Raw genomic sequence first — 24164 nt, 5'->3', positions numbered from 1 at the left:
GAGGATGGTTTTTCAACGACGGCCCCCCCTTTGACGCGCTGGTGGATTGGACGGCCGACTGACCTGGTGACCGGCCGAGCGGGCGGCACTGGGGCGATGGGCGGATGCCTGGCTGGCCCGGCCACGATTGGCCTGGACGTTGGCCTGGGACGGTGAGCGTGCGCCGGCGAACGCATTGTTGCGGGCACTGCCGGCACTGGCGGCCGGTCGTTTGTTCGGCGCCTGCCGCGTCTGCGCGGCGCCTTCCCTGCGCTGGTTCAACTGGGCGTTCTGGTTTCTGGGTTCCTGGCGGGCCTGGGGCCTCGGCTGCTGATTTTCCCGGGTATTTCTGGCGGTACCCTGGCCTCTGTCAGCCGCCCTGGGCCTGTCCGCACCGGCCTGTAACCGATTGCCATCCGCGGCCCCGGACTGGAGCTTGCGCGTTTGGTCACGGGCTTCGCGGTTGCTGGTGGCAGGTCGTTCGATACCGTGCTTGTCCATTGAACTGCGGGCGTTTTCACGGGCCTGGGCGCGCTGGGCAGTGTCCCCGCGATAGGCTTCACGCTGACTGGCACCGTTGAGTTGGCGGCCGTACTGTGCGCGGCTGGCATTGTCTCGATAGGGCACGCCATTGCGGTGCACCGGGTTGTGCTGCCATTTGTTGTTGGTGATCCGGTTGTTGCCGTTGATGTTGTTGTAGCGATTGACGTCGATGTCGATGTCGTTATTGCCCCAGTCACATTCCCCCCACAACGATCCAATGATCGCCACGCCGGCGCCAAACGCGAGTCCGGCCATCAGGGCCTGGCCAGGGTAATAGGCCGGTGGCGGTGGATAGTACGCCGGCGGCGACGCCGGGTAGGGCCAGGTGCCGTAGGTGGTCGTCGGGTTATACGTGGGGACGTACACCACCTGCGGATCGGCAGGCTGGATGATGATGGTGGAGCTGCTGGCCGGCGCCGGTTCAGCAGCAGGCGCTGGCGCCGGTGCCGCATTCGTGGTTGCAGGTGCTGGCGCCGCGACATTCTGGATCGTCACGTTCTGATACTGGTTGCTCTGCAGATTGCCGGCTGCCTGTGCCTGGCGACGCAAACGTTGCGCGCTTTCCATGACATCGTCGGGCTGCGCCAGGAAGGCATCACCCAGGCGTTGTACCCAGACGGGATCCTGCCCTAGCGTTGCCAGGACCTGCGGGAAGGCGACCAGTGCCTGCACGCTCGGGTCCCAGGGCTGGTTCGCCACCTGTTTGACTGCGTCGTCGCCCTTGGCGTCCGGGTGCGCTTTGGACCAGCTGACGGCCTCGCCGACTTCCCCGGGGTAGGTGGTGGCCATCAGCACCTGTGCAAACAGAGGGTCCGGGTACAGCGCAATGGGCGCCAGCATCTGATCCAGCTGTTCCTGGTTGAACACCGGATCCTTGGTCACCGGGGCGACGGGCGCCGCGTTGGACGCGCTTGCCGGTACGGGGGCTGCGGCGGGTGCCGGAACCGGGGCGGGTGCGGCAGCGGTCTCACCCGCACCCAGTGCCAGGCTGGAAGGTCCGCTCAACAACAGTACGGCCGACAACGCGTAAAGTAATGGAATGTGCATTGCACCCCCCATGTGGTCAGGCTTGAAGTGAGTGGATCAATCCCTGGCAGGTGAAAGCCGACCCTGCAAGCCACAGAGCTGCGCCTCGACACCGCTTCCTAATGGTAGCAGCTCATTTGACGGACCTCGGCTGGCTTTGAAACGCTGTGATCCAGGTCCTGATTCTGATCAATGTGCGCTGGCATCGCTTTCGTGTTCTTCGGCAAATGCCATGAACACGTCCAGGTCCAGCACATCCAGCCTGATCCGGGAAATGAACGCAGAGAAGGCCAGGTTGGCCGCCAGCAGACGCAGATCGGAGGCCCATGCCGGAAGGTAGGTCGGTCCCTTGAGCCAGCCGGACTCGAACAATGGCCCCAGGCGTACCGTGTCCGCCAGGCTGAGGCGCCCTGCAAACAAATGCCCGATCAGTTCCGGCCGGTTATCGCGGATGGCAATGCGCAGCAGGGTGTGGACGCCCAGCAACCCGGTCAGGTAAGCGGCATCCTTGGTAAATGCTGAACCGCCCCGCAGATCGGCGCCGCGGAACACCCGTTGGGTAGAGCGGAAGGATTCCTCCTGCGTCTGCCCGGCCGCCAGAAAACCTTCGAACACCTGGATGAAATCGGCGCCCTCCAGCGCCTGCTGGACCGCCAGCACGCGCAGGGCCAGGCGACGCAGGCGGTTGATGTCCATGCTGCCGGTGAACAGTTCGGCCAGGGTGGCAATGCCCTCCTGGGTCTGGGTTGTGCGCGGTGCGCCCAGGCCCAGGCTTGTGAGATTCGGCTGCCGCGCGCCGTTCTGTGCGGTGGCGACATGCACGAAGGCCTCGTGTTGCAACAGCTGATGCTTGTCCAGCTCCGTGAACAGCGCACTGGCCCGCAGGCGAATGCGGCTCGATCCAGCGATGGCCTTGGCGGCCAGGTTCGGATCGAGCACCACCGTGATCTGGCCGGCGCCGAAGAAACGGTCCAGTTCCGGTTGAATCCAGGCGGCGAATACTTTGGCCGGGATCTCGGCGGGGCAGGGTGGAATGCGTGCATTCCCCAGCAGGGCGTCGGTGGTCTGGAGGAAGAATCGGGCCGCGTCGAGCATGCTCAGTTGCAGGCGCGAATAATGGAAATCCGGACGCCGGTAAAGCGCTGACGAGTATTGGGTAAAGGCGGGAGTCCCCATGGCCCCCAGCATCTGCCCGGCCGTGGCATAGCTACGGGCGGTCAGGGCCAGGTAGTTCCCCGCCGGATGCCCCACATCGCAATGGCTGATAAAGGTTTCCAGGGCGGCGATGTCGGCGCTGTGGTCGCGGGGCTGCAACTTGACATCGGGCAGCGTGGCACGCCCGCTGCGCCATTTCGCCAGGAAGTCCTCCTCGACGCCATCGGGCCAGGACAGCGCATCAAGCACGCGGATCTTGCGGGTCAGGCCGGGCAGGGCGGCATCGAGTTCGGACAGGGCAGCGGCACTCATGGATAGCTCCTTGAGGGACGAGGTGAGGTTACAAAAGCTTAGTCGTCGTGGGCGGTTGGGTGTCGAGCCGTACAGGCAAAGTCGATGAAGGCCTTGAGCGCGGCGGGCACATGGCGGCGACTGGGGTAATACAGGTGCAGGCCTGGGTAAAAGGGGCACCAATCGGCCAGCACCTGGATCAAGCGACCATCGGCCAGGTACGCGGTGACCATGTCCTCGAACACGTAGGCCAGCCCCACACCTTGCAATGCCGGGCCGATCATCAGGCTGACATCGCCGAGCGTAAGCGGGCCGCTGACGTCGATTTCCTGGGTGATCGCGCCGCGTTCGAATTCCCAGCGGTACATCGAGCCGCTGGGGAAGCGATGGCGGATGCACGGGATGCCATGCAAGTCCTCGGGTTTTCGGGGGGCGGCATGTCGCTCGAAGAATGCCGGCGAGCCCACGACCACCGAGCGCATGTTCGGCCCGACAGGCCGCGAGACCATGTCGGCTTCCAGACGGTTGCCGAAACGTACCCCCGCATCAAAACCCCCAGCCACCACGTCGACCAAGGCGTCGCTTTCAACGATCTCAAGGCGGATATCCGGATACTCCTTGAGGAACCGGCTGACGATCGGCAAGAGCACCAGCTCACAGGCCTGTCGACCTGCTGTCATGCGCAGGTTCCCTGAAGGCTTGTCGCGGAAGCTATTGAGGTCTTCCAAGGCATCATCGATGTCCCGGAAGGCTGGTTTCAGCCGTGCGAAAAGGCGTTCCCCGGCGTCGGTCAGCGCCACGCTGCGCGTCGTGCGATTGAACAGGCGTACGCCCAGGCGATTCTCCAGCGCTCGCAATGAATGACTGAGTGCCGAGGGCGTCAGACCCAGTTCGACCGCTGCCCGGCTGAAGTTCAGGTGCCGGGCGATGCACAGGAAGATCGACAGGTCGGCGGTGGAGGGGGATTTCATTTGTGAGCACCATTCACAAAGGCATGCAAAATTGCTGGGATTATCACATCAGTAGCACAGCCTTAAAGTGGCATCAACTCATCGAGAAGGCCCGGCAACAACGCTCGGGTCGCTGACAGGAGGAGTTGAAATGCGTACCTGGTTCATTACTGGCGCTTCCCGTGGTTTTGGCACCCTCATCGCAGAACACGCCCTGCGTGCCGGCGACGCTGTGATTGCCACCGCTCGTCAACCACAAGACATCACTGACCGCTTGGGCGATCACCCGAACCTGCTCGCCGTGCGGCTGGACGTCACCCGCGAGGAAGAGGCACATCAGGCGGTCGCCGAGGGCATCAAGCGTTTCGGGCGCATTGATGTGCTGATCAACAATGCCGGCTTCGGCGTGCTGGGCGCGGTGGAAGAGACCAGCGCCAGCGAAACCCAGCGCCTGTTCGCCACCAACGTGTTCGGCGTGCTCAACGTCACCCGCGCGGTACTGCCGCACATGCGTCGCCAGCGTAGGGGTCATGTGATCAATATCTCGTCGATCGGCGGCTATCAGGCCTACATGGGCTGGGGCGTCTACGGTTCCACCAAGTTTGCGGTGGAGGGCATTACCGAAGCGCTGCATCAGGAGCTGGCGCCGCTGGGCATCCATGCGACGGTTGTCGAGCCCGGGTTCTTCCGCACCGACTTCCTGGACGAGCAGTCGCTGATCAAGACCGCCCTGGAACTGCCGGACTACGAGGAAACCGTCGGCAAGATGCGCCAGTTTGCCGAAGGCGCCAACCATGCGCAGCCTGGGGATCCGGTGAAGTTTGCCGAAGCGATGCTCGCGCTGGTCAACGCGCCGAAACCGCCACAACGCCTGGCGCTGGGCAGCGACACCGTGGCACGCATCGAGGCGAAAAACCGTTTTGTGGAGGCTGAGTTGAGCGAATGGAAAGCGTTGGCGCTGTCCACCGACTTCAAGGTCTGACGCGTACAGGGGCCGTGTGGCGGTTCAATACCTGTCCAACGCGGCCTCAGAGCAGGCTCCACGACACCCCGACGTACATCGCCATGCCTTCACCGGGGGTGGAGCGTGCCGCGTCCAGCCCTTTGTCGTCGTAGCCCGGCGTGACAGTGGCGGCATAGTGCTTGTCGGTCAGGTTGCGCAGGTCCAGCCAGGTCTGCCAGTCGCCCTTGGGCGCGTTGTAGCCCAGGGTCGCGCCGAATATGGCGTAGGGATCGGCGTAGTAGCTGTTGGCGTAATCGACCGCCACCTTGGACGCCCATTGCGTGTTGACCGCGGCGAAGAAGCCTTGTGGCCAGTCGTAGCGCAGTTCGCCCTGGTAATAATGCATCGGCAGGCCGGGCAGGCGGTTGTCGCCGAAGCGGTCATCGTCGCGGTAGTGGAAGTCACTGAAGGTGTAGCTCTGGCGCAGGCTCAACTGGCCGCCATCGTCCGGCGACCAGAGCGGGCTCAGCAGGCTGGCTTCGACGCCCTGGTGCACGGTGGGGCTGGCGTTGAGCTCGTACGGCGTGGTGGCGTTGGCGTCCGGCAACACCGAGAGCAGTTCGTGGTGTACTTGGGCGTAGTACCAGGCCAGGCTCCACTGGCCCAGGGTGCTGTCACCGCGACCACCGATTTCCAGGGTGGTGGCGGTCTGGTTTTGCAGCTTGACCGGATCGCGCTGGGCGCCTGTGGCGGGGCCGCTGCCGGCGGGGAAGCGAATGTTGGAGCTATAGATCAGCGACCAGGGGTGCGGTGCCTCGACCGAGCGACTGAGGTTGCCGAACAGTTGCAGGTCAGGTGTCAGCTGGTAGCGCAAGCCCACGCGCGGTGCATAGTCCCAATCGTGCAGGCTGGTCTTGCCGCCTTCCTGCGGATAGGTGACGTCGCTTTCACGGCGGGTGTAAATGGCGGCCAGGCCCGTGGTCAGCCACAGATCGTCGGCGATCTCCAGGTCGTTGCCGACATGCAGGACCGTGTCCGAGCCCTGGTAGGTGAAGTTGCGCATCAGCGTGCCCGGTGCGTAGCCGGCGGTGTTGCCGGTGGGGATGCGCACGAACTCGCTGGCCCCTGAGTTAGGCAGATGTTTGGTCACCCGCAGGCCCAGGGTGCTCTGGCTTTGCAGGCCCCAGAGGGTGTCGCGACGCTGATAGTCGAACGTGCCACTGACGTCGGTGTACGCCACCTTCAGGCGGTTGGGGCCCTCACGCAAGTCCATGGGGTAATCGTGGTAGACCAGGCCGGTCTGGATGCTTGAATCGTCATCGAGGTACCAGGTGGTCTTGTTGCCGATAAAGGTGCTGCCCGGCTCGTCGCGGCGATCGTCCCGCGCCACGTAGGCGGGGTTGGCCGCCCGTGGATCGTGCTCGATGGAGTGCTTGGTCACGCGTCCCGCGAGGTCGTTGTCGGTCTGGCGGTGGCGCAGGTAGAAGCGCGTTTCCAGGTTCGGGTTGAAGCGATAACCGAAGTTGGCGATCACGCCCTGGCTCTCGCTGGCCGAGTGGTCCTGATAGCCGTCGGCGTTTGCGTCGGTCATGGCCACGTAGTAGTCGAAGTCCCCCAGCACCTGTCCGGAACTGACCTGACGCTGCTGATAACCGTGACTGCCCGTTGCGTAGCGTACCTGCAACTTTGGCGCGTTGTAGCCGGTATGGCTGACGTAATCGATGGCCCCGCCCAAGGCCAGGGCACCGCGGTCGAAACCGTTGGCCCCGCGCAACACTTCCACATGGTCGAGCCACAGCGGTTCCAGCAGTTCATAGGGCGTGCCGCCAGGGCCAGTCAGCGGCAGCCCGTCGAGCATGGTGTACAGCCCCGAGGCGTGGGCACCCGGTGCACGGTTGATGCCCGATCCGCGGATCGAGATCTTCACCCCCTCATTGCCCGCCGACTGGGCATAGATCCCGGGCTGATAAGCCAGCACATCCTGGTTACTCGCGACACGGCCCTGCAGCGGACGGCGCATGTCGACCACATTGGTACCGCCGGGTACCTGGGCCAGCCGGGCCCTGGCGTCCTCGATCCCCTGGTCTTCGTCACTCTGGTCCTCGGCCCCGATCAGCACTTGCCCCAGTTCAAGGCCCTGAGCCTCGGTCATCGCCGGACAAACAAGGGCCAGGCCCAGCAGCGCGGCGGGCAAGGAATTAGGCGAGGGCATTGGGGAAACTCCAGATGTACAGGGAACGGACAATGAACAGTGCGACGCAAGAATGAACGAAGGGAGCACATGGCATTTTGGTTTTTTGCCCACCGGATATTTCCAGTGGCGTTGACGTCACTGCAATGCCCGGGGCCGGGGGCGAAGGGTTCTTCACGCATTCCCGAAAACTGTAGGAGCCAGCCTGCTGGCGATGGACTCAAGTGCGCTGCGTTTATCCAGTTCCCCCGCGTTTTCGTTAACGACCATCGCTGGCAAGCCAGCTCCCACAGGGGGCCGCGTCCACACAGAAAAACTGTAGGAGCCAGCCTGCTGGCGATGGATTCAAGTGCGCCGCGTTTATCCGGTTAACACGCGTTATCGTTAACGACCATCGCTGGCAGGCCAGCTCCCACAAGGGACCGCGTCCGAGTCCAAACCAGTGAAAGTACCGATCAAAGCGTCGGCAATTGCCCGATGCGGCCCATCATCTCGGTCACGATCTGCAAGTCCAGCAGGAACTGCTCGGTCGTCTTGAACTCGTTGTCGTTGTGACCGGTGTACTTGACGTCCGGCATGGCCAGGCCGAATTGCACGCCGTTAGGCAATTCATGCACGGACGTGGCGCCGGCGGAGGTGCCGAACTTGTGTTCCATGCCGAGGTTTTCGCTGGCCACCGCGAGCAGGGCCTTGACCCATTCGCCCTCGGGGTTGCGGTACATCGGTTCGGCAATCGACAGGTCGAAGGTCGGGGCGATCCCGGTCTTCTTGCTCCAGGTGTCCAGCTTCGCGGCGATTTCGGATTTGAGTACCTCCGGCGTCTTGCCCTTTGGCACGCGCAGGTTGACGGCGAGTTTGAAGGCTTTGTCATCCATCCCGACATACGTCAGGGACGTGGTCAGCGGGCCCATGAACTCGTCGGCAAAACCGACCCCCAGCTTGCCACCCAGGTAGTCCAGCCCCCAGTTGTCGGCGGCGTAGCGGGCAGCGTCGGTGAACTGGTTGTGCTTGAGCGCGACCTTGCCGTCGAGGCTATTGATGAAGTCGAGCATCCTGGCCACCGGGTTGACGCCGGACTCGGGCTCGGAGGAGTGGGCGGAAACGCCGGTGACTGTCAGTTTGACGTCCTTGCCGTCGACCTTGGCGGCCAATTCGAAGTTGCCGCCATTTTGCTTGGCGTAATCAGTGCCGGCCTTTTGCAGGCTGGCAGCCAGTTCGGCGGGCTTGTCGGTCACCAGGGTCGCGACCGATGTCGACGGAATCTGGTTGGTGGCCAGGCCGCCGGTCATCGAAATGATTTCTGCGCCTTTGCCCTCGCCAGCACGCTTGGCGAAGCTGGCCATGACGGTGCCGTAGCCTTTCTCGGCGATTACCACCGGGTAGCCGCCATCCAGCGCCAGGTTGTAGTTGGGCGTCGGGTTGCGCTCGAAGTAGTAGGGGATGGCATCACCGGTGGTTTCTTCGGTGGTGTCGACCAGCAGCTTGAAGTTGCGCGCCAGCGGCAGTTGCTCCTCCTTGATGATCTTCATGGCGTAGAGCGCCACCACGATGCCGTTCTTGTCATCTTCGGTGCCGCGGCCATACATGCGATCGCCGACCAGGGTGACCTTGAACGGATCGAGGCGGGTGCCGTCCTGCAGCACCCAGTTCTCCGGCGTCACCGGCACCACATCGGCATGGGCGTGAATGCCCACGACTTCATCGCCCTTGCCTTCGAGGGAGATCTCGTACACGCGGTTGTCGATGTTGCGAAAGTTCAGGTTGAACGCCTGGGCGAGGCCCTTGATCTTCTCGGCGATCTTGAGGAATTCGGGGTTGTCGTGCTGGTCAACGCCGTCCACGCGCACGGTCGGAATGGCCACCAGTTCCTTCAAGGTTTCGGTGGCCGCACTGCCGTATTTCACCCGGGCGTAAAGACCGAGCAAACGATGGATTTCGTTCTGCTGCTCAGCGGACAGCGTCTTGTTGCCGAGGAAGGCACTGATGGCCGGGCCGAGATCATCGGTTTTGGCGACATCGCTCTTGGCCAGGGTTTGCAGGAACTGGCGGAAATCCTTGACCGAAGCATCATTGAACGTCTTGAGGATGATCGCGCTCTGTTGCGGTGTGATGTTGGCGTGGGCAGCGCTGGCGAACGACGAAAGGCTGGCGAGCATCAGGGTGGTCGCAGCCAGGTGCTTGAGTGAAAAATCCATTGCTGGGGGCATTCCTTTGCAGGCGGGTTGTAAGAAATATCTGATCGCTTGATCAGAAACATCTCAAAACTAACACCATGAGTGTGTGAAACGGGAGCCCCTGAAGTGGGATCTGTCGCACAGAAATGCAAAAGCGACGCAGAAACGCAAAACGCTCTATCAGTGTTTACATTCCGCCAACACCACCTGGCAGGTATTCGGCGTGCCGCCCGATCGGCCGGCATAGCGGATACAGTTGTTCAGGGATTTCTGGCGAGCCATGTTCAGCGTGTCGCCCCAGGCGAGGCCACCTTCGCCGACAGTGGGGAGGGCTTTTGCATAGCAGGCTGAGCCGGTGTTTGAAGCTGAATAGCGAGCCGTGTTGGTTTTGCCTGAGCATCCGGCTGTCAGCGCCAGATTGGCGGCGAGCAGGGAAAGCAGGAGCCATGACGAGCCTTGGCGTGCAGTCTGTCCCGTCATTCCGGTTCCCCTGTATCAAGAGGCGATCAAGGTCGTGTCTATTCAGATTAGGCCTGTTTCAGGACATCCTCCACCTTCGGCTGGACCTGTCTCAATCAATAGAATTATGTGTTTTTGGTATTACTGCTATCCGATTGGGTCTATTCATTAATTAATGCCTGGGCGGTAGTTTGCCTCTCTGCGATTACACGTCGAGAGCCACTCATGACCCGGGATTCCATCCGCAAGTACGCACATGCCGCCGTCAGGGCGGGCACGTTCTGTCTCACCCTGACTGGCGGGGCGCTCGTGGAAGCTGACGAGCGCAGCGAGCGCAGCCCGCTGATCATCAAGGATCAAGGAAGCCTGATTGCCGGCGGGGGACTGATCACCCAGCCGGGTCGCTTTGATCCTTACAAACCGCTGATGCCTGACGGCCAGACCTACCATGGCGACCATGTGTATGCGTTCTATCAGGTACCGGTCCATGCGCATCCGTTGCCCATCGTCATGTGGCATGGCGCAGGGCAATCGGCGAAGTCCTGGGAAACCACGGCCGATGGCCGCGAAGGCTTCCAGAATATCTTCCTGCGGCGCGGGTTCTCCACCTACCTGATTGACCAACCGCGCCGTGGCGATGCGGGGCGCAGCCTGGTGGAAACGACGATCAAGCCAGTGCCGGACGAGCAACTGTGGTTCAACCAGTTCCGCATCGGACAGTGGCCCGAAACCTTCGAGGGCAGTCAGTTCCCCCGTGGGCCGCAGGCGCTGGAGCAATTCTTCCGTTCGATGACACCCAACACCGGCCCTTATGACATTGAAGTCGCCTCCGATGGCGTATCCGCGCTGTTGGACAAGACCGGGCCCGCCATCCTGTTAACCCACTCTCAGGGCGGTGGACCCGGTTGGATGACCGCGATCAAGAGCCAACAGGTGCGGGGCATCGTCGCGTTCGAGCCGGGTAGCAGCTTCGTGTTTCCCGAAGGCGAGGTGCCGGCGCCGATTCCCAGCGCGTTCGACACGCTCTCGGCGCAGGTCGTATCGAAGGCGCAGTTCGAAGCGCTGACGCATATCCCCATCCTGATCATCTACGGCGACAACATCCCCGACAAACCGGTTCGTTTACCGGCACAGGACAGCTGGCGTGCCCGGCTCGAGATGGCGCGACTGTGGCGAGACACCGTGAACCGCCATGGCGGCGATGTGCGGCTCATTCACTTGCCGGAGATCGGCATCAGGGGCAACAGCCACTTCCCGTTTTCGGACCTGAACAACGTCGAGATCGCGGACCTGGTTTCGCAGTTTCTCGCCGAAAAAAACCTCGATTGATGCCGAGCAGGGCAATCGCTGCCGCACACCCTTGGAAACTGGAATTGTCAGGAGTATTCACAAGATGCGAACCACGCTGAAGGCCACTCTCATGGCCGCCATGATCGGCATGTCCGGCGTTGACGCCGAGGCCGCGGACTACAAACATAATCCCTACACCTTGACCTACGCAGGCGCGCTGGTGAAGAACGAGCCGGGCAAGGTCAACATCCATCCGGTCACCTACAGACTCAACGGCCTGGACATCGCCGCCAACGTCTACACCCCGGCCAATTATGACGCGACGAAGCAATACCCGGCCGTCGTTGTAGCGCATCCCAATGGCGGGGTGAAGGAGCAGGTCGCCGGCCTGTATGCCCAGCGCCTGGCCGATCAAGGCTACATCACGATCACGGCGGATGCGGCGTATCAGGGGGCCAGCGGTGGCGAGCCGCGCAACATCGACAAGCCCGCGTACCGCATCGAGGACATCCATGGCATGGCGGACTTCATCGCCCGCTATCCGGGCGTCGATAGCGCGCGACTGGGCTTGCTCGGTATCTGCGGCGGCGGGGGGTATTCGTTGAAGGCGGCGCAAACCGACAAGCGCTTCCAGTCGATCGCGACCTTGAGCATGTTCAACTCCGGGCTGGTGCGTCGCAATGGCTACCGGGACTCGCAACTGTCGACGATCCAGGAGCGCTTGCAACAGGCTTCGGCCGCCCGCGCGCAGGAAGCGGCGGGCGGGGAGGTGCTCTACGTCGGCGACGCCAGACTGACCGATGAACAGATCGCCGGACTGCCATTCGATCTGTATCGGCAGGGTTTCGAGTATTACGGCAAGACCCACGCCCATCCGAACTCGACCTTCCGCTACACCCAGAGCAGCCTGCTGGACCTGATGAGCTTCGATGCCACTGACCAGATCGAACTGATCGACCAACCCTTGCTGATGATCGCCGGCAGCAAGGCCGACAGCCTGTACATGTCGGAGCAGGCGTTCGCCAAGGCCACTGGAACCCGGGACAAGAAACTGTTCACGATCGATGGCGCGACCCATATCGAAACCTATTGGGTGCCTGAGTATGTGGACGTCGCCATAGGCCAGTTGAACGCGTTCTACGCCAGAACACTCTGACTTGAGGGATCCTTCATCATGAAAAACACGCTTTTTGGCATCGCGGTGTGCGCCGCGGCGCCTTTTGCCGGCGCAGCAGGGGCCGACAGTGTCAGTGAGCCCAGGGCCGCCCAGCAGATCAGTCGTGCAGGCAGCCAGGCTTCGGTCGCCGGCCCGGCGGATTATTTCACCGGACAGGTGCGCGTCGATCCATTGTTTCCTGCCACGGGCGAGAATAATGCGTCCGGTGCCTACGTCACCTTCGAGCCGGGCGCGCGTTCGGCCTGGCACACCCATCCTGCCGGCCAACGATTGGTGGTGACCTCCGGTGTCGGCCTGACGCAAGAGTGGGGCAAGCCCGTGCAGGAAATCCATCCGGGGGATGTGATTGTCTGCCCGCCGGGCGTCAAGCACTGGCATGGTGCCGCTCCTGCGAGCCGCATGACGCACCTGGCCGTGACCGGTTCGGTAGAGGGCAAAAGCGTGCAATGGCTGGAGAAGGTCACCGATGCCCAGTACAGCGCCCAGCGTTCTGTTGCGCCGCAATCCTTGCCTGCTACGCAACCCGTTTCCGAGACATTGTCCGCCAGGCAGCAGGCCATCCCGCTGATTGCCGCCGCCATGGCCACGAGCAATATTCCCCGACTCAACGCGGCCCTGAACCAGGGGCTTGATGCGGGGCTGACGGTCAGCGAGGCCAAGGAAATACTGGTGCAGCTCTACGCCTACAGCGGTTTTCCGCGCAGCCTCAATGCCCTTGGCGAGTTGATGAAAGTGGTCCAGGCACGCAAACAGCGGGGTATCGAGGATGTCGCGGGGCGCGAGCCCGGTCGCATCATTCCCGTCGGCGATGAGTTGCTGGCGGTTGGCAAGGCCAACCAGGCGCGTATTGCCGGGGCGCCTGTCCAGGGGCCGCTGTTCGACTTCGTCCCAGTCATCAATCAGTACCTGCAAACGCATCTGTTCGGTGACATTTTCGAGCGCGACAACCTTGACTGGCAAAGTCGGGAGCTGGCGACCGTCGCGGCGCTGGCCGCCACGCCGGGCGTAGAGTCACAACTGCGCTCGCACATGGCCGCCAGCCTGCGGGTCGGCCTGACTGTCGGGCAATTGCGTCAGTTGACCCGGCTACTGGCCGATCAGGGGGATGCCGAAGCAGCCAAGCGCGCCGCCGAGGCGCTGCACGTCACCCAGGCCAATCAGCCCGGATAGCGCAAGGCTTCGCGCAGCAGGGTAAAGGCCGGCGAGCTTTGCCGCCGGCTTGGGTAATAGAGGTGGTAGCCGGAGAACGGCTCGCACCAGTCCGTGAGCACGCGGATCAACCGGCCCTGCGCTACATGCTCCTGCACCTGGTCTTCTGGCATGTAGGCCAGGCCCAACCCCTGCAGGGCGGCCTGCAGGCGCATGGCAATGTTGTTGAACACCAGTTGACCCTCGACGCGGACGTTCACGGGCTGGCCATTCTTCTCGAACTCCCACGAATACAGCCCACCGTGAGTCGGCATGCGCAAGGTGATGCAATTGTGCTGCATCAGATCGATCGGGACGACGGGCTTTGAATATCGGGTGAAATACGCGGGGGAGCCGACCACCGCCATACGCATGTCGGGGCCGATGCGCATGGCGATCATGTCCTTGGCGACCTGCTCACCCAACCGTACGCCAGCGTCGAAGCCTTCGGCCACTATGTCGGTAAAGCCGTAGTCGACGATGATTTCGATGTTGAGGTCAGGATAGTCCGGCAGCAATTTGGCCAGTACGGGGTGCAGAACCGTGATCGCTGAATGCTCGCCGGCCGTGATCCGCAACTTGCCCGCCGGCTTGTCGCGGAACGCGCTGAGCAGGGCCAGTTCGTTGTCGATCTCTTCGAACCTGGGGGCGATCACCCGCAGCAGATGCTCGCCGGCTTCAGTCGGCGAAACGCTGCGCGTGGTGCGAGACAATAACCGAACACCCAGTCGATCCTCCAGCTGGCGCATGGCGCGGCTCAAGGCCGGCTGCGACATACCCAGCCTGGCGGCGGCACGGGTGAAACTGCGCTCCTGTGCCACGGCCGAGAAGATCGCCAGTTGGTCGTAGCTTTCGACGGTCATTGATACGCACCTGTTATGAACCGGTTGCGATTATGCCATCTGAAGTGAGTAATGGTGTTGCCCTGGAACGTTCACGGTCTGGGCAAAAAATGGTTCATCACGTAATTCCGGGAAACCGTAGGATATTTCGTAATCTCTGTTCCCCCGGGATTTCCAGAAAATCGACAAGTCCCGCCCTCAAGCCGATGCCGCCTGCGCCGAGCCTTGTTGGACGAAGCGTTCAATCAACCACCGCGCCGCCGGCCCCGGTGGCACATCCGTGCGGTAGATGACGTCGAAGGTATATTGGCCGCTTTTGTATTCCGGAATGTTCAGTTGCACGAGTCGGCCGCTCTGCAGATCTTCCTGGACCATCGGGGCTGGCATGTTGCCCCAGCCGATGCCTTCACGCAGCAGCATGTGTTTGGCGCCCAGGTCCGCCAGCCGCCAGGTGCGGTTGCTGAGCACGGCGAAATCCTTGTCCTTGGTCAGCACCGAACGGTCGGACAGCACCAGTTGCGTGAACTCTCGCCCGGCGCCCGGAACATTCGAGTCGCTCGATGCCAGTGGATGATTGGGGGCGGCCACCGGAATCAGCTCGACACTGCCGACGCCCATTCTTTCGATACCGTCGATGCCTTCATTCATTGGCCCACTGACGCCGATGATCGCGCCACGGTTGATCACCAGCTCAGTGACGGCGCCGAGGGCTTCCATATGCAAGTGCAGGGCAACGGTCGGGAATTCTTCGCGAAAGGATTTGAGTGCGTCCACCACGCGCTCGGGGGGAAGCATCACATCGAGTACCACGTGAACCTCGGCTTCGAGCCCCTGGAGCAGGCCCTTCACTTTGGCGCGCAATCCATGAATACCGTTGGCGATGGTCCTGGCTTCGGCCAGCACGGTACGGCCGGCATCGGTGAGCTGGGGTTTGCGGGTGGTCTGGCGGTCAAACAGCGACACGCCGAGCTGCATTTCCAGGTTGGCGATCGAGTAACTGATGACCGAGGTGGCCCGGTGCAGTTTTCTGGCCGCTGCGGCAAAACTGCCGACTTCCACGACCGTCAGGAACACGCGCAGCTGGTCCAGTGTCGGTGTTCCGGGGTCAGAGATCATGCCAATTTCCTCGAACGAAATGGCCAATATTATCCCGGTACATCGTATAGCGTCACGCATCCGCCCGGTGTGCTGGAAAAATGAAACACCAGGCAGATAAGCGCAAAACCGCGACAGGTTGAACAAGGCTCCTAAAGAGTGGCGAACCGTGATCGGTGACAGTTGAGTCGTCGAAAGCGACACCCCGCATACGTTCAGGCGTATGCGCAGCGGCTGGAATGGTTCAGCTGCTCTCTTGCCAGGAGAAACGAGATGACTGATTTTATTGCTACCCCCAACGAGATCGCCGGCAAAGTCGTGATTGTCACGGGCGCCGCCAGCGGTATCGGCCGTGCCATCGCCGAGCTGTTCCATGCCCGTGGCGCCAAGGTCATTGCCGAAGACATCAGCCCTGAAGTGAACGCCCTCGAGCGTCCGGGCCTGGTGCCATTCGTGGCCGACATCACGGTCGATGGCTCGGCGGAAAAAGTGGTTGCCCTGGCCGTTCAACACTTCGGCAAGCTCGATGTGCTGGTCAACAACGCGGGGCGGATCATCTACAAGCCTCTGGTCGAGATGACGCGCGAGGACTGGAGCTGGCAGATGGAGACCAACGTGACGGGCGCGTTCCTTCATTCTCGTGAAGCGGCGAAGGAAATGATGAAGCAAAAGTCAGGCGCCATCGTCAACATCGCGTCCTATGCCTCTTACTTCGCGTTCCCGGGCATCGCGGCCTACACGGCGTCGAAAGGGGCCCTGGCGCAACTGACCCGAACCCAGGCCCTGGAAGCGATAGAACACGGTATTCGGGTCAATGCGATTGGAGTGGGCGACGTGGTCACCAATCTGCTCAATCACTTCATGGAAGACGGCCCGGGCTTCCTGCAAGAGCACGGCAAGTCGGCGCCGATCGGCCGTGCGGCTTCGCCCGATGAAATCGCCGAGATCGTGGCGTTCCTGGCCTCCGAGCGTGCCAGTTTCATAGTCGGCTCGGTGGTCATGGCCGATGGCGGCATGAGCATTCCCGTGGGCAGTTGATTGGCCGGTTGTACTGGCGGCACGGCGAGCGCCGTGCCGCGTTTTCATTTGCGGTAATGACTGGGCGGGACGCCGACCTCCCGTTTGAATGCCTGGGAAAAATGGCTGGCGCTGCTGTACCCGACCTCAAGTCCCGCATCGATGATGCTCATGTCGGTTTCGATCAGCAGTTGCCTGGCCTTGGTCATTCTCAGCCTGATGAAGTAGCGCGAGGGTGAAAGTCCCGTGGCGCGTTTGAACAGGCGGCTGAAGTGGTACTCGCTCATCCCGGCTGCGTCGGCCAGATCCCCCAGGCAAAACGTCTCACCCAGCGACGCCTCCATCGCAGTCACCGCACGCTTGAGCTTGAAGGCCGGCAGGGCGTTGCGCTGAACGATGTTATCGGCTTGCGCATCCAGATAGTGGCGCGCCAGGTGCACGGCGATGCACTGGGCGATGCCTTGCATCAGCAGCGGGCTGGTTTCTCCCCGGGATCGCAGTTCGACCCTGAACTGTTCGAATAACAACGATAAAGTCTCGTCACGCCCCCCGGATATTTCACGCAGACAAATCGAACCGGTGACGTGTTTGCCGGTTTCCCGGATCGCTCGTTCCAGCAGGGGCAGGCCGAGGTAAATGTGCATCACCACAAAGGGCTCCGCACTGGTCACTTGCCAGCGCATCTCGTAGGGCATGGCGCTGGTGGTGAGGAAAAAATCCCCCTGTGTCACTTCACTCGCCCGCCACGCTTCGCCTGCCTCCCGTTCCTCAATGGTGGCGCTCCCGGAAAGTACCCAGACGATCAGCGGCTCAGCCACGGCGGGAACGATAACGCTTTGCTCGATCCGCTCACGGGTAAAGATCTGCACCAGCACATCGTTGGAAAAAACCTCGTCGGAGGCGGCCAGGCGCTGGCCGCGAATGTGGGCCTCCAGGCCTGTTGCAGACGTTCGCTCAGCGGTTTGCACGATTGAGCTCCCTTTCGATGGGGGGTGATTAGCTTGTCTATTCTATCGAATCTAATGATCTAAATTAGTCGTCTATTCAGATGAGCTGGCCAGGAGCAACATTTCCTCAACAGTGCGGTTCATGTCGAATCGCACCCCCATTGAAGGAAATGCCACATGACGACTTCCGCAAACATCGCTCATTCCGCCACCGCTGAACAGAGCCGTTCCAACGTCACCCAGGCTTCGGCCTCGTTGATCGGCCGCGTACTGCTCAGCGCAATCTTCATCCTCTCCGGTTTTTCGAAGCTGGCCGCTCCGGCCATGATGGTCGGCTACATCGGCTCCGTGGGTCTTCCCCTTCCGCAATTGGCGCTGACGCTGGCGATCGTCGTTGAAATCGGTGGTGGCCTGGCACTGATCGCCGGTTACCGCACCCGCACCGTTGCCGCTGTGCTGGCTGTGTTCAGCGTGTTTACCGCATTGGCTTTCCATAACGCCCTGGGCGATCAAAACCAGTTCATTCACTTCTTCAAGAACATCGCGATGGCCGGTGGCCTGTTGCAGGTCGTGGCCTTCGGTGCCGGTCGTTTCAGTCTCGACGCTCGCCGTCGTTGATATCCCCGCGCTGCGAAGGCCAGCCCCTCGCAGCGCAAAGTTCTTCTCCCTTCTTTTTCGATAGTCGAGACCTCCATGAAAGCCATACGCGTGTACGAATACGGCAGCCCTGAAGTTTTACGTCTGGAAGACATTGCCGACCCGGTGGCCGGTGTCGGTGAAGTGCTGATCGATGTCGCCGGAGCCGGGGTGAACCCGATTGACTGGAAGATCCTCTCCGGTGCCATGAAAGCGTTCATCCCTTTGCCGCTGCCCTTTACCCCGGGGGTTGAAGTGGCCGGTACCGTGATCGCGCTGGGGCAGGGCGTCACTGAGTTCAGCCTCGGCGATGAAGTGTTCGGCTTCATCAACATCGTCGGGGGTTATGCGAGCAAAGCCGTCGCCCAGGTTGCAAAACTGGCGCTGAAACCCACATCACTCAGTGCCTTGCAGGCCAGCGCTGTCCCCGCCACGGCCCTGACGGCCTGGCAGGCCCTGACCGAACACGCGGGTGTGCAACGTCGACAGAAAGTGTTGATCCACGCCGCGGCCGGGGGCGTGGGCAGCATGGCCGTGCAGATGGCCAAGTACCTGGGCGCCGAAGTCTACGCAACGGCCTCCGCGCACAATCACGCTTACCTGAAAGACCTCGGCGCTGATTACACCATCGACTACAGGACCCAGGCATTCGAAGAGCTGGTGTCCGGTGTCGATGTGGTACTGGACCTGGTGGGCGGCGACACACAGACCCGTTCCTTTGCGGTGCTGAAAAAACACGGCGTGCTGGTATCGCCCGTGAGCCTGCCGAACATGTCGCTGGCCAACGACTACGGTGTGACCCCGGCCAACTTTGCCACCCGCTCCGATGGCCGGCAGCTTTCGCTGATTGCCGAACTGTTCGACAAGGGACACCTCAGGGTCGACGTCGAGGCATTCCCGTTGAGTGAGGCGAAAGTGGCGATCGAGAAAAGCATGGGCCGGCATTTACAGGGCAGGCTTGTCCTCGACGCAACGAAGTAAGGGGTTCCCCGACAGGATCAGGCAAGTTGTCAGAAGGATCTGACTAACTGGCCGACCGTCGTTATTCCTAATCTGGACTGGCAGCGAGACACCGCTCTCGCGTCACCAGACACTCAAGTGAGGGAATAGGGTCATGTCGAACATCTCGAAAAAAATCGTTCTGATCACCGGCGCGAGCAGTGGTATAGGCGAGGCGACAGCGCGCCTGTTGGCCAGCAAGGGGGCGCATGTCGTGCTCGGGGCGCGTCGTACCGAGCGCCTCGAAGTACTCTGTGGCGCGATCAACGCGAGCGGTGGAGTCGCTCACTTCCAGGCATTGGATGTCACCCGCCGAGACGACATGCAAGGGTTTGTGGACTTTGCGTTGAAGCTGCATGGCCGGGTCGATGTGATCGTCAACAATGCCGGGGTGATGCCGCTGTCGAAACTTGAGGCGCTGAAAGTCTCCGAGTGGGACCGGATGATCGACGTCAATATTCGCGGGGTCTTGCACGGTATCGCGGCCGGTTTGCCGCTGATGCAAAAACAGCAATCAGGCCAGTTCATCAATATCGCCTCGATCGGTGCCTACACCGTGAGCCCGACAGCGGCAGTCTACTGCGCGACCAAGTTTGCCGTGCGCGCCATTTCGGAAGGGTTGCGCCAGGAGGTCGGCGGGGACATTCGTGTCACCGTGATTTCTCCTGGGGTTACCGAGTCCGAATTGGCCGAGAGCATTTCCGATGAAGGCGGGCGGGCCGAGATGCGCGAGTTCCGCAAGATCGCCATCCCTGCAATGGCGGTCGCTCGTGCGATCGCTTACGCCATTGAACAACCTGCCGATGTGGACGTCAGTGAGCTGATTGTCCGCCCAACGGCCAGCGCGTTCTGAACGGAGGACCTGAACATGACGAGGAAAAAATCCGCTGATCAGGCTAAGTACGTCGGTCTGTGGGTCACGGCAGACGGACTCATCCGCCATGAGCTGTTACCGGGTGGCCGATACGATGAAGCCCGGGGCCGCAAGACGAGTGCCTACCAGGGCCGGTATTGGCTGGAGGGTGACCACATCGAGTACGTCGATGACACCGGCTTCACGGCTGACGGGGAGTTCCGCGACGGGATTCTGTATCACGCGGGCATGATTCTTTACCGCCAGTTGTAGACGCCTGACGCCGCAGTGGCGGGTGCTCATTCGACTGAGAGTGAGCACCGCCGCCATCGGTCATTGCGCATTGCGCCCGTTATGCGTGTACCGACCTCACCACTCGCCTCACATGGCTCAACAGGTGATCGACATCCTCGGCGGTGGTGGCGAACGAGGTGACAAAACGCACGATGTTAGGGCCCCAGCGATCATGGTAGAAGACGAACCCGGCCTTCAGCAGTGCATCGATCACGGCAGAGTCCAGCCGACAGAACAGGATATTCGCCTCGGTGCCGCCCAGCACTTCAACGCCGCTCAGCCCGGCAAGCCCCTGCGCCAGGCGCTGGGCGGCATCGTTGGCTTGGCGGGCATTGCGCAGCCAGAGATCATCGCTCAGGTACGCATCGATCTGTGCCGAAAGAAATCGCATTTTGGAGAATAGGTGACCTGCACGCTTGCGGCGGTACCTCATCTCGGTGGCGAGGGAGGCGTTGAACAGGACGATGGCTTCCGCCGCCAGCACGCCATTCTTGGTGGCGCCAAACGACAGGGCATCCACGCCGGCCTTCCAGGTCATCTCTGCCGCCGAACAACCCAGGGACACCAGGGCGTTGGCGAATCGGGATCCATCCATATGGAACCCGAGGGAGGCCGACTTGCAGACCTCACCGATGGCCGCGATGTCGTCCAGGGTGTAGACGCTGCCAACTTCGGTGGCCTGGGTGATGCTGACGCAGGCGGGCTGGGTCGTGTGCACGTCACCCAGTTTTTCGCGGGTGCGCTCACGCAGTCGGTTGATGTCCAGCTTGGCTGACGGGCCGTCGATGGTCATCAGCTTTGCGCCGTTGGAGAAGAACTCAGGCGCGCCACATTCGTCGTTATTGATGTGACTGGCGGGATGGCAATAGATGTTTCCCCAGGGTGGTGTCATCGCGCTCAGGCACAGCCCGTTGGCGGCGGTGCCGGTGGGCACGAGAAGGACCTCCACGTCGCGCTCGAAGATCTCGCTGAATTTGCGCTGGACCTGCGCCGTCAACTCGTCGCTGCCATAGGGGCCCGCCTGGCCCGTGCTGTGTTTGGCGAGGGCGTGTGCCACCTCCGGCGATGCGCCGGCGATGTTGTCACTTGAAAAACCCAGGGCGGGCGCTCTGCTTGTTTCACCGTTCATCATCCAACTCTCGGCTGCGCAGGCGAAGGTGTTTCGCCTGGATTGGCGCATCCTAGGGAGAGGGGCGGTTGTCGCGCTTGTAAAAAATTGACGCTCGCCTGTGCGACGCCCTAAGTCCTGTAGCGCGAGGGGGCGACGCCGAATGCCTGGCGGAAGGCGCGGTTGAAATGGCTCTGATCGTAAAAGCCGACGGCGTGGGCGACATCGATGATCGGTTGGCCGCTGCGCGATAGCAGGCCACACGCCCGTTCCAGACGCAGCCGAAGCAGCCACGCGTGCGGCGTCATGCCGATGGTCCGCTTGAACTGCTTGAGGAACGGGAATCGGCCCAGACCGCACAGTCCGGCAAGATCATCGAGCGTGATGCGCTGATCGATGTGGCTGAAACAATAGTCCCTGACGCGCGACCATTGCAGGGCTGAGAGCGATCCGGGAATGCTTTCGGGCGTGATTGTCCGTGACTGGCGCAACAGGCGTTCAAGCAGGGTGATCCATTGCGTCTGCACCGCGAGGCTGCCGGGGCCCACGTCCTGCTGCATCGCTTCGTGCAGCCCGCTCAGGTTGCCGACAAGCCGCGGGTCCTCCAGCAACACACTGCTCAACTCAAGCTCTCCCGGTTGACCGCTGATTTCCTCGGTCATGTCCGCGATCAGTGCCTGCGACAGGCGGAACGTCTTGAGCGTATAGGCGCCGCCGCCTTCAGAAGCGCCATCGTGAATTTCACCCGGCGGCATCAGGGCAATGCGTCCCGGCCCCAAAAGAAACGACTCGCCCTTCGAACGATGGCGCTGGATGCCTTCGGTGACAAAGCCAATGTGGAAATCGAGGTGGTAATGGCGGTCGAAGCCGACATCCGCAAAGCGTGCAGAACCCAAGACCAGGCCTGGTACTTCGGACACGTGATGGTACTTGGCATGCTCAGTCATGGGACCCGTTCAACAATCGGCGAGGAGGGCAGGGGCGCACAAAGTCTAGGTGCTCCCGCGGTTCAGATCCATGGGGTGCCAGTAACGGGGGTGGTTACCGAGGCACCTGCGGTGAGTCTGCCGTATTCATCTTCTGGATCACCAGCCCGATGAATGCCGATACCGCCAGCGGCAGCTGGCGGCGGCTCGGATACAGCACGTTCAGGCCATAGCCTTTGGGTTGGTATTGCGGCAATACCGGGATCAGCGCGCCGGTCTCTACTTCTAGCCTGGCCATCACGGGCGGCAGCAGTGCGATGCCGAGCCCGGCCACGGCGGCCTTGCGCAATGCCTGTGCGGTATTGCCGCTGAAGCGCCCGGCAACCTGCACTTCTTCCTCGCCATCGGGACCGACCAGGCGCCAGGTGGCGTGGCCACCCGGCTGTGCGGAGATCACACAGTCGTGGTCCGCCAGGTCCTGCAAGGTGTGGGGGGCGCCACGCGCCGCGATGTAGGCCGGACTGGCCACCATGCCGACGCTGCGCGGATCAAGGATCTGGCGCCCGACAAAGCCCGAATCGCGCAAGGGGCCGCCGCGAAAGGCGACGTCGATCTGTTCTGCGATCAGGTCGGCCTTCGCGTCGCTGAGCACGAAATCGAGCCGCACGCGCGGGTGCGCGGCCAGAAACCCGCTCACCCACTCCATCTGGAAAAAGTCGAAAAAGTCAGCGGGAGCCGCCACGCGTACCAGCCCGCTGGGTTCGTTGCTGCCGGTCATCAACGCTTGTCCCGCTTCGAGCAGTCCATCGACGGCGCCCACGCAACGCTCGTGAAAGCCTTGGCCGGCACTGGTGAGCGTGAGCTTGCGGGTCGAGCGTTGCAGCAGCCGTGTGCCGAGGTGCGCTTCGAGCTGCTGGATGCGGCGACTCAGGGTATTGGGCGGCATGCCCAGCCGGCGCGCCGCCTCGGCAAAGCTGCCGCAGCGGACCACCTGGACAAACATCGCGATGTCATTGAGGTCGAGCATGGCCGGTCATTCCTGACGTGGGTGGACGAGTGCAATCCAATTGTACCGGCTAATCAAGTAATCGGCCTCGCTCTATTGTCTGGGGTATCGGGCCGCGAGGCCTCCTGCTTAGAGTGATCCTGATGAATGTTCAGCCACAGCCTTACAACGCGGTTGCTCCGGGCACTGCGCGTGAAACCGACTCTTATCGGGCGATCAGCTACCGCACCACAGGCAGCGGGCATGGCGCTATTGTCCGGTTGATGAGCCCCGGTGATCTCGGCCAGCTGATCAAGCCGTTTGTGTTCCTTGACCTGTTCGAAGGTGAGAGCTCGTTCATCAACGGCATGCCCATGCATCCGCACTCGGGCATCGCCACCGTTACCGTCATTACTGAAGGCAACCTGCGCTTCGAGGATGCGGATTCGGGCAAGGGCATGATCGACTACGGCGGTGTCGAGTGGATGCGGGCCGGAGGCGGGGTCTGGCACGGCAAGGAAATGTCGATGGGGACATCGAAACGGATCCAGGGTTTTCAATTGTGGGTGGCGCTGCCGCCAGCGTTGGAAAACGCCAGTGTCGACAGCCAGTACCTGGAGTCCAGCGCGATGCCTGAAGTAGGGCCGGCGCGGGTGATTCTCGGCACCTATCAAGGCGTTCAGAGTCCGGTCCGCGCTCCCGCCGGCATGAATTATCTGCTGGTCACGCTGCGTGCCGGGGAATCCTGGCGCTATGTGCCGCCCGATGGACATGAGTCGTTGTGGTTGAGTGTCAGCCGCGGATCCCTTGGCGCGCCCGGGGTGGTCATGGCGGGAGAAATGGTGATCTTCGAACCCGGTAGCGGTGCCGTTACGCTCAAGGCCATGCACGAGGATACGGTCTTCGTGATCGGCTCGGCGTTACCCCATCCCCATGAACTGGCACTGGGCAATTACTCGGTGCATACCAACCCGCAAGCCTTGCGGGCGGGGGAGGCGAAAATCGCCGAGATTGGCGTCCGGTTGCGTGAATATCTGAAAAAGCCCAACGGCTCAGGCAGTGTGCCGGTTTTCAAATAGCCCTGACGTGTGCCTGG

At 62.0% G+C, this 24164-nt stretch carries 22 protein-coding genes; 10 read left to right on the top strand and 12 right to left on the bottom strand.

What is annotated here, in order from left to right:
* Positions 1-12: 12 nt before the first annotated feature.
* The 3 genes from KW846_RS08445 to KW846_RS08435 form a co-directional block, all read right to left on the bottom strand.
* Positions 13-1569 carry a DUF3300 domain-containing protein gene (locus KW846_RS08445; RefSeq protein ID WP_218481938.1) on the bottom strand — a complete coding sequence of 519 codons (1557 nt, stop codon included), beginning with the start codon at positions 1567-1569 and terminating at the stop codon, positions 13-15.
* Between the two features lie 168 nt (positions 1570-1737).
* Positions 1738-3015 carry a tyrosine/phenylalanine carboxypeptidase domain-containing protein gene (locus tag KW846_RS08440; protein WP_218481937.1) on the bottom strand — a complete coding sequence of 426 codons (1278 nt, stop codon included), beginning with the start codon at positions 3013-3015 and terminating at the stop codon, positions 1738-1740.
* A 38-nt stretch (positions 3016-3053) separates the two neighbouring features.
* The gene (locus KW846_RS08435) at positions 3054-3965 is read right to left on the bottom strand and encodes a LysR family transcriptional regulator (RefSeq protein WP_218481936.1); all 912 of its coding nucleotides are present in this window, start codon (positions 3963-3965) and stop codon (positions 3054-3056) included.
* A 130-nt stretch (positions 3966-4095) separates the two neighbouring features.
* Here KW846_RS08435 and KW846_RS08430 point away from each other — a divergent pair, with 130 nt between their 5' ends.
* Positions 4096-4926, top strand: coding sequence for an oxidoreductase (locus KW846_RS08430; RefSeq protein ID WP_218481935.1), 831 nt, complete (start codon positions 4096-4098; stop codon positions 4924-4926).
* 46 nt (positions 4927-4972) lie between these two features.
* Here the strand turns inward: KW846_RS08430 and KW846_RS08425 are convergent, their stop codons facing one another.
* The 3 genes from KW846_RS08425 to KW846_RS08415 form a co-directional block, all read right to left on the bottom strand.
* Complete coding sequence (locus KW846_RS08425; protein WP_218481934.1) at positions 4973-7099, bottom strand: TonB-dependent receptor domain-containing protein; 2127 nt, start codon at positions 7097-7099, stop codon at positions 4973-4975.
* A gap of 434 nt (positions 7100-7533) precedes the next feature.
* Positions 7534-9273 carry a dipeptidase gene (locus tag KW846_RS08420; protein WP_218481933.1) on the bottom strand — a complete coding sequence of 580 codons (1740 nt, stop codon included), beginning with the start codon at positions 9271-9273 and terminating at the stop codon, positions 7534-7536.
* Between the two features lie 159 nt (positions 9274-9432).
* Positions 9433-9732 (bottom strand): DUF4189 domain-containing protein, encoded by a 300-nt coding sequence (locus KW846_RS08415; RefSeq protein ID WP_116582721.1) that lies wholly within the window; start codon positions 9730-9732, stop codon positions 9433-9435.
* Between the two features lie 204 nt (positions 9733-9936).
* On the opposite strand from KW846_RS08415, the gene KW846_RS08410 reads away from it, so the two are divergent.
* The 3 genes from KW846_RS08410 to KW846_RS08400 all read left to right on the top strand — a co-directional run bounded on the left by KW846_RS08410 (position 9937) and on the right by KW846_RS08400 (position 13348).
* Positions 9937-11040: an alpha/beta fold hydrolase gene (locus KW846_RS08410; protein ID WP_218481932.1), complete on the top strand. Its 1104-nt coding sequence runs from the start codon at positions 9937-9939 to the stop codon at positions 11038-11040.
* A 64-nt stretch (positions 11041-11104) separates the two neighbouring features.
* Entirely contained in the window at positions 11105-12157 is a 1053-nt protein-coding gene (locus KW846_RS08405) for an alpha/beta hydrolase (protein WP_218481931.1), read from the top strand.
* Between the two features lie 18 nt (positions 12158-12175).
* Positions 12176-13348 (top strand): carboxymuconolactone decarboxylase family protein, encoded by a 1173-nt coding sequence (locus tag KW846_RS08400; RefSeq protein WP_218481930.1) that lies wholly within the window; start codon positions 12176-12178, stop codon positions 13346-13348.
* On the opposite strand, the gene KW846_RS08395 is transcribed toward KW846_RS08400, so the two are convergent.
* Entirely contained in the window at positions 13336-14229 is an 894-nt protein-coding gene (locus tag KW846_RS08395) for a LysR family transcriptional regulator (RefSeq protein WP_218481929.1), read from the bottom strand. The two genes, KW846_RS08400 and KW846_RS08395, sit on opposite strands and share 13 nt — an antisense overlap.
* A gap of 177 nt (positions 14230-14406) precedes the next feature.
* Positions 14407-15324 carry a LysR family transcriptional regulator gene (locus tag KW846_RS08390; RefSeq protein WP_218481928.1) on the bottom strand — a complete coding sequence of 306 codons (918 nt, stop codon included), beginning with the start codon at positions 15322-15324 and terminating at the stop codon, positions 14407-14409.
* 252 nt (positions 15325-15576) lie between these two features.
* Here KW846_RS08390 and KW846_RS08385 point away from each other — a divergent pair, with 252 nt between their 5' ends.
* Entirely contained in the window at positions 15577-16341 is a 765-nt protein-coding gene (locus KW846_RS08385; protein WP_218481927.1) for an SDR family NAD(P)-dependent oxidoreductase, read from the top strand.
* Between the two features lie 44 nt (positions 16342-16385).
* On the opposite strand, the gene KW846_RS08380 is transcribed toward KW846_RS08385, so the two are convergent.
* Positions 16386-17288 (bottom strand): helix-turn-helix domain-containing protein, encoded by a 903-nt coding sequence (locus KW846_RS08380; protein ID WP_218481926.1) that lies wholly within the window; start codon positions 17286-17288, stop codon positions 16386-16388.
* Positions 17289-17444: 156 nt separating this feature from the next.
* On the opposite strand from KW846_RS08380, the gene KW846_RS08375 reads away from it, so the two are divergent.
* The 4 genes from KW846_RS08375 (at position 17445) to KW846_RS08360 (ending at position 20028) form a co-directional block, all read left to right on the top strand.
* Positions 17445-17885: a DoxX family protein gene (locus KW846_RS08375; protein ID WP_218481925.1), complete on the top strand. Its 441-nt coding sequence runs from the start codon at positions 17445-17447 to the stop codon at positions 17883-17885.
* Between the two features lie 75 nt (positions 17886-17960).
* A complete protein-coding gene (locus KW846_RS08370) occupies positions 17961-18884 on the top strand; it encodes an NADP-dependent oxidoreductase (RefSeq protein ID WP_116582730.1) in 924 nt (307 codons plus the stop codon).
* Positions 18885-19017: 133 nt separating this feature from the next.
* Positions 19018-19755 carry an SDR family oxidoreductase gene (locus KW846_RS08365; protein WP_218481924.1) on the top strand — a complete coding sequence of 246 codons (738 nt, stop codon included), beginning with the start codon at positions 19018-19020 and terminating at the stop codon, positions 19753-19755.
* Between the two features lie 15 nt (positions 19756-19770).
* Positions 19771-20028: an Atu4866 domain-containing protein gene (locus KW846_RS08360; RefSeq protein ID WP_218481923.1), complete on the top strand. Its 258-nt coding sequence runs from the start codon at positions 19771-19773 to the stop codon at positions 20026-20028.
* A 79-nt stretch (positions 20029-20107) separates the two neighbouring features.
* Here KW846_RS08360 and KW846_RS08355 read toward each other — a convergent pair whose 3' ends face one another.
* From KW846_RS08355 to KW846_RS08345, 3 genes are all read right to left on the bottom strand, one after another.
* Positions 20108-21181, bottom strand: coding sequence for a low specificity L-threonine aldolase (locus tag KW846_RS08355; RefSeq protein WP_256356642.1), 1074 nt, complete (start codon positions 21179-21181; stop codon positions 20108-20110).
* Positions 21182-21288: 107 nt separating this feature from the next.
* Positions 21289-22104: an AraC family transcriptional regulator gene (locus KW846_RS08350; protein WP_218481922.1), complete on the bottom strand. Its 816-nt coding sequence runs from the start codon at positions 22102-22104 to the stop codon at positions 21289-21291.
* A gap of 94 nt (positions 22105-22198) precedes the next feature.
* Positions 22199-23110 (bottom strand): LysR family transcriptional regulator, encoded by a 912-nt coding sequence (locus tag KW846_RS08345; RefSeq protein ID WP_218481921.1) that lies wholly within the window; start codon positions 23108-23110, stop codon positions 22199-22201.
* 122 nt (positions 23111-23232) lie between these two features.
* Here KW846_RS08345 and KW846_RS08340 point away from each other — a divergent pair, with 122 nt between their 5' ends.
* Entirely contained in the window at positions 23233-24147 is a 915-nt protein-coding gene (locus KW846_RS08340; RefSeq protein WP_218481920.1) for a pirin family protein, read from the top strand.
* Positions 24148-24164: the final 17 nt, after the last annotated feature.

The organism is Pseudomonas sp. PDM32 (assembly GCF_019219225.1).
GTDB lineage: Bacteria > Pseudomonadota > Gammaproteobacteria > Pseudomonadales > Pseudomonadaceae > Aquipseudomonas > Aquipseudomonas laurylsulfatiphila.
This window is presented reverse-complemented; position numbering and strand designations above follow the sequence as displayed.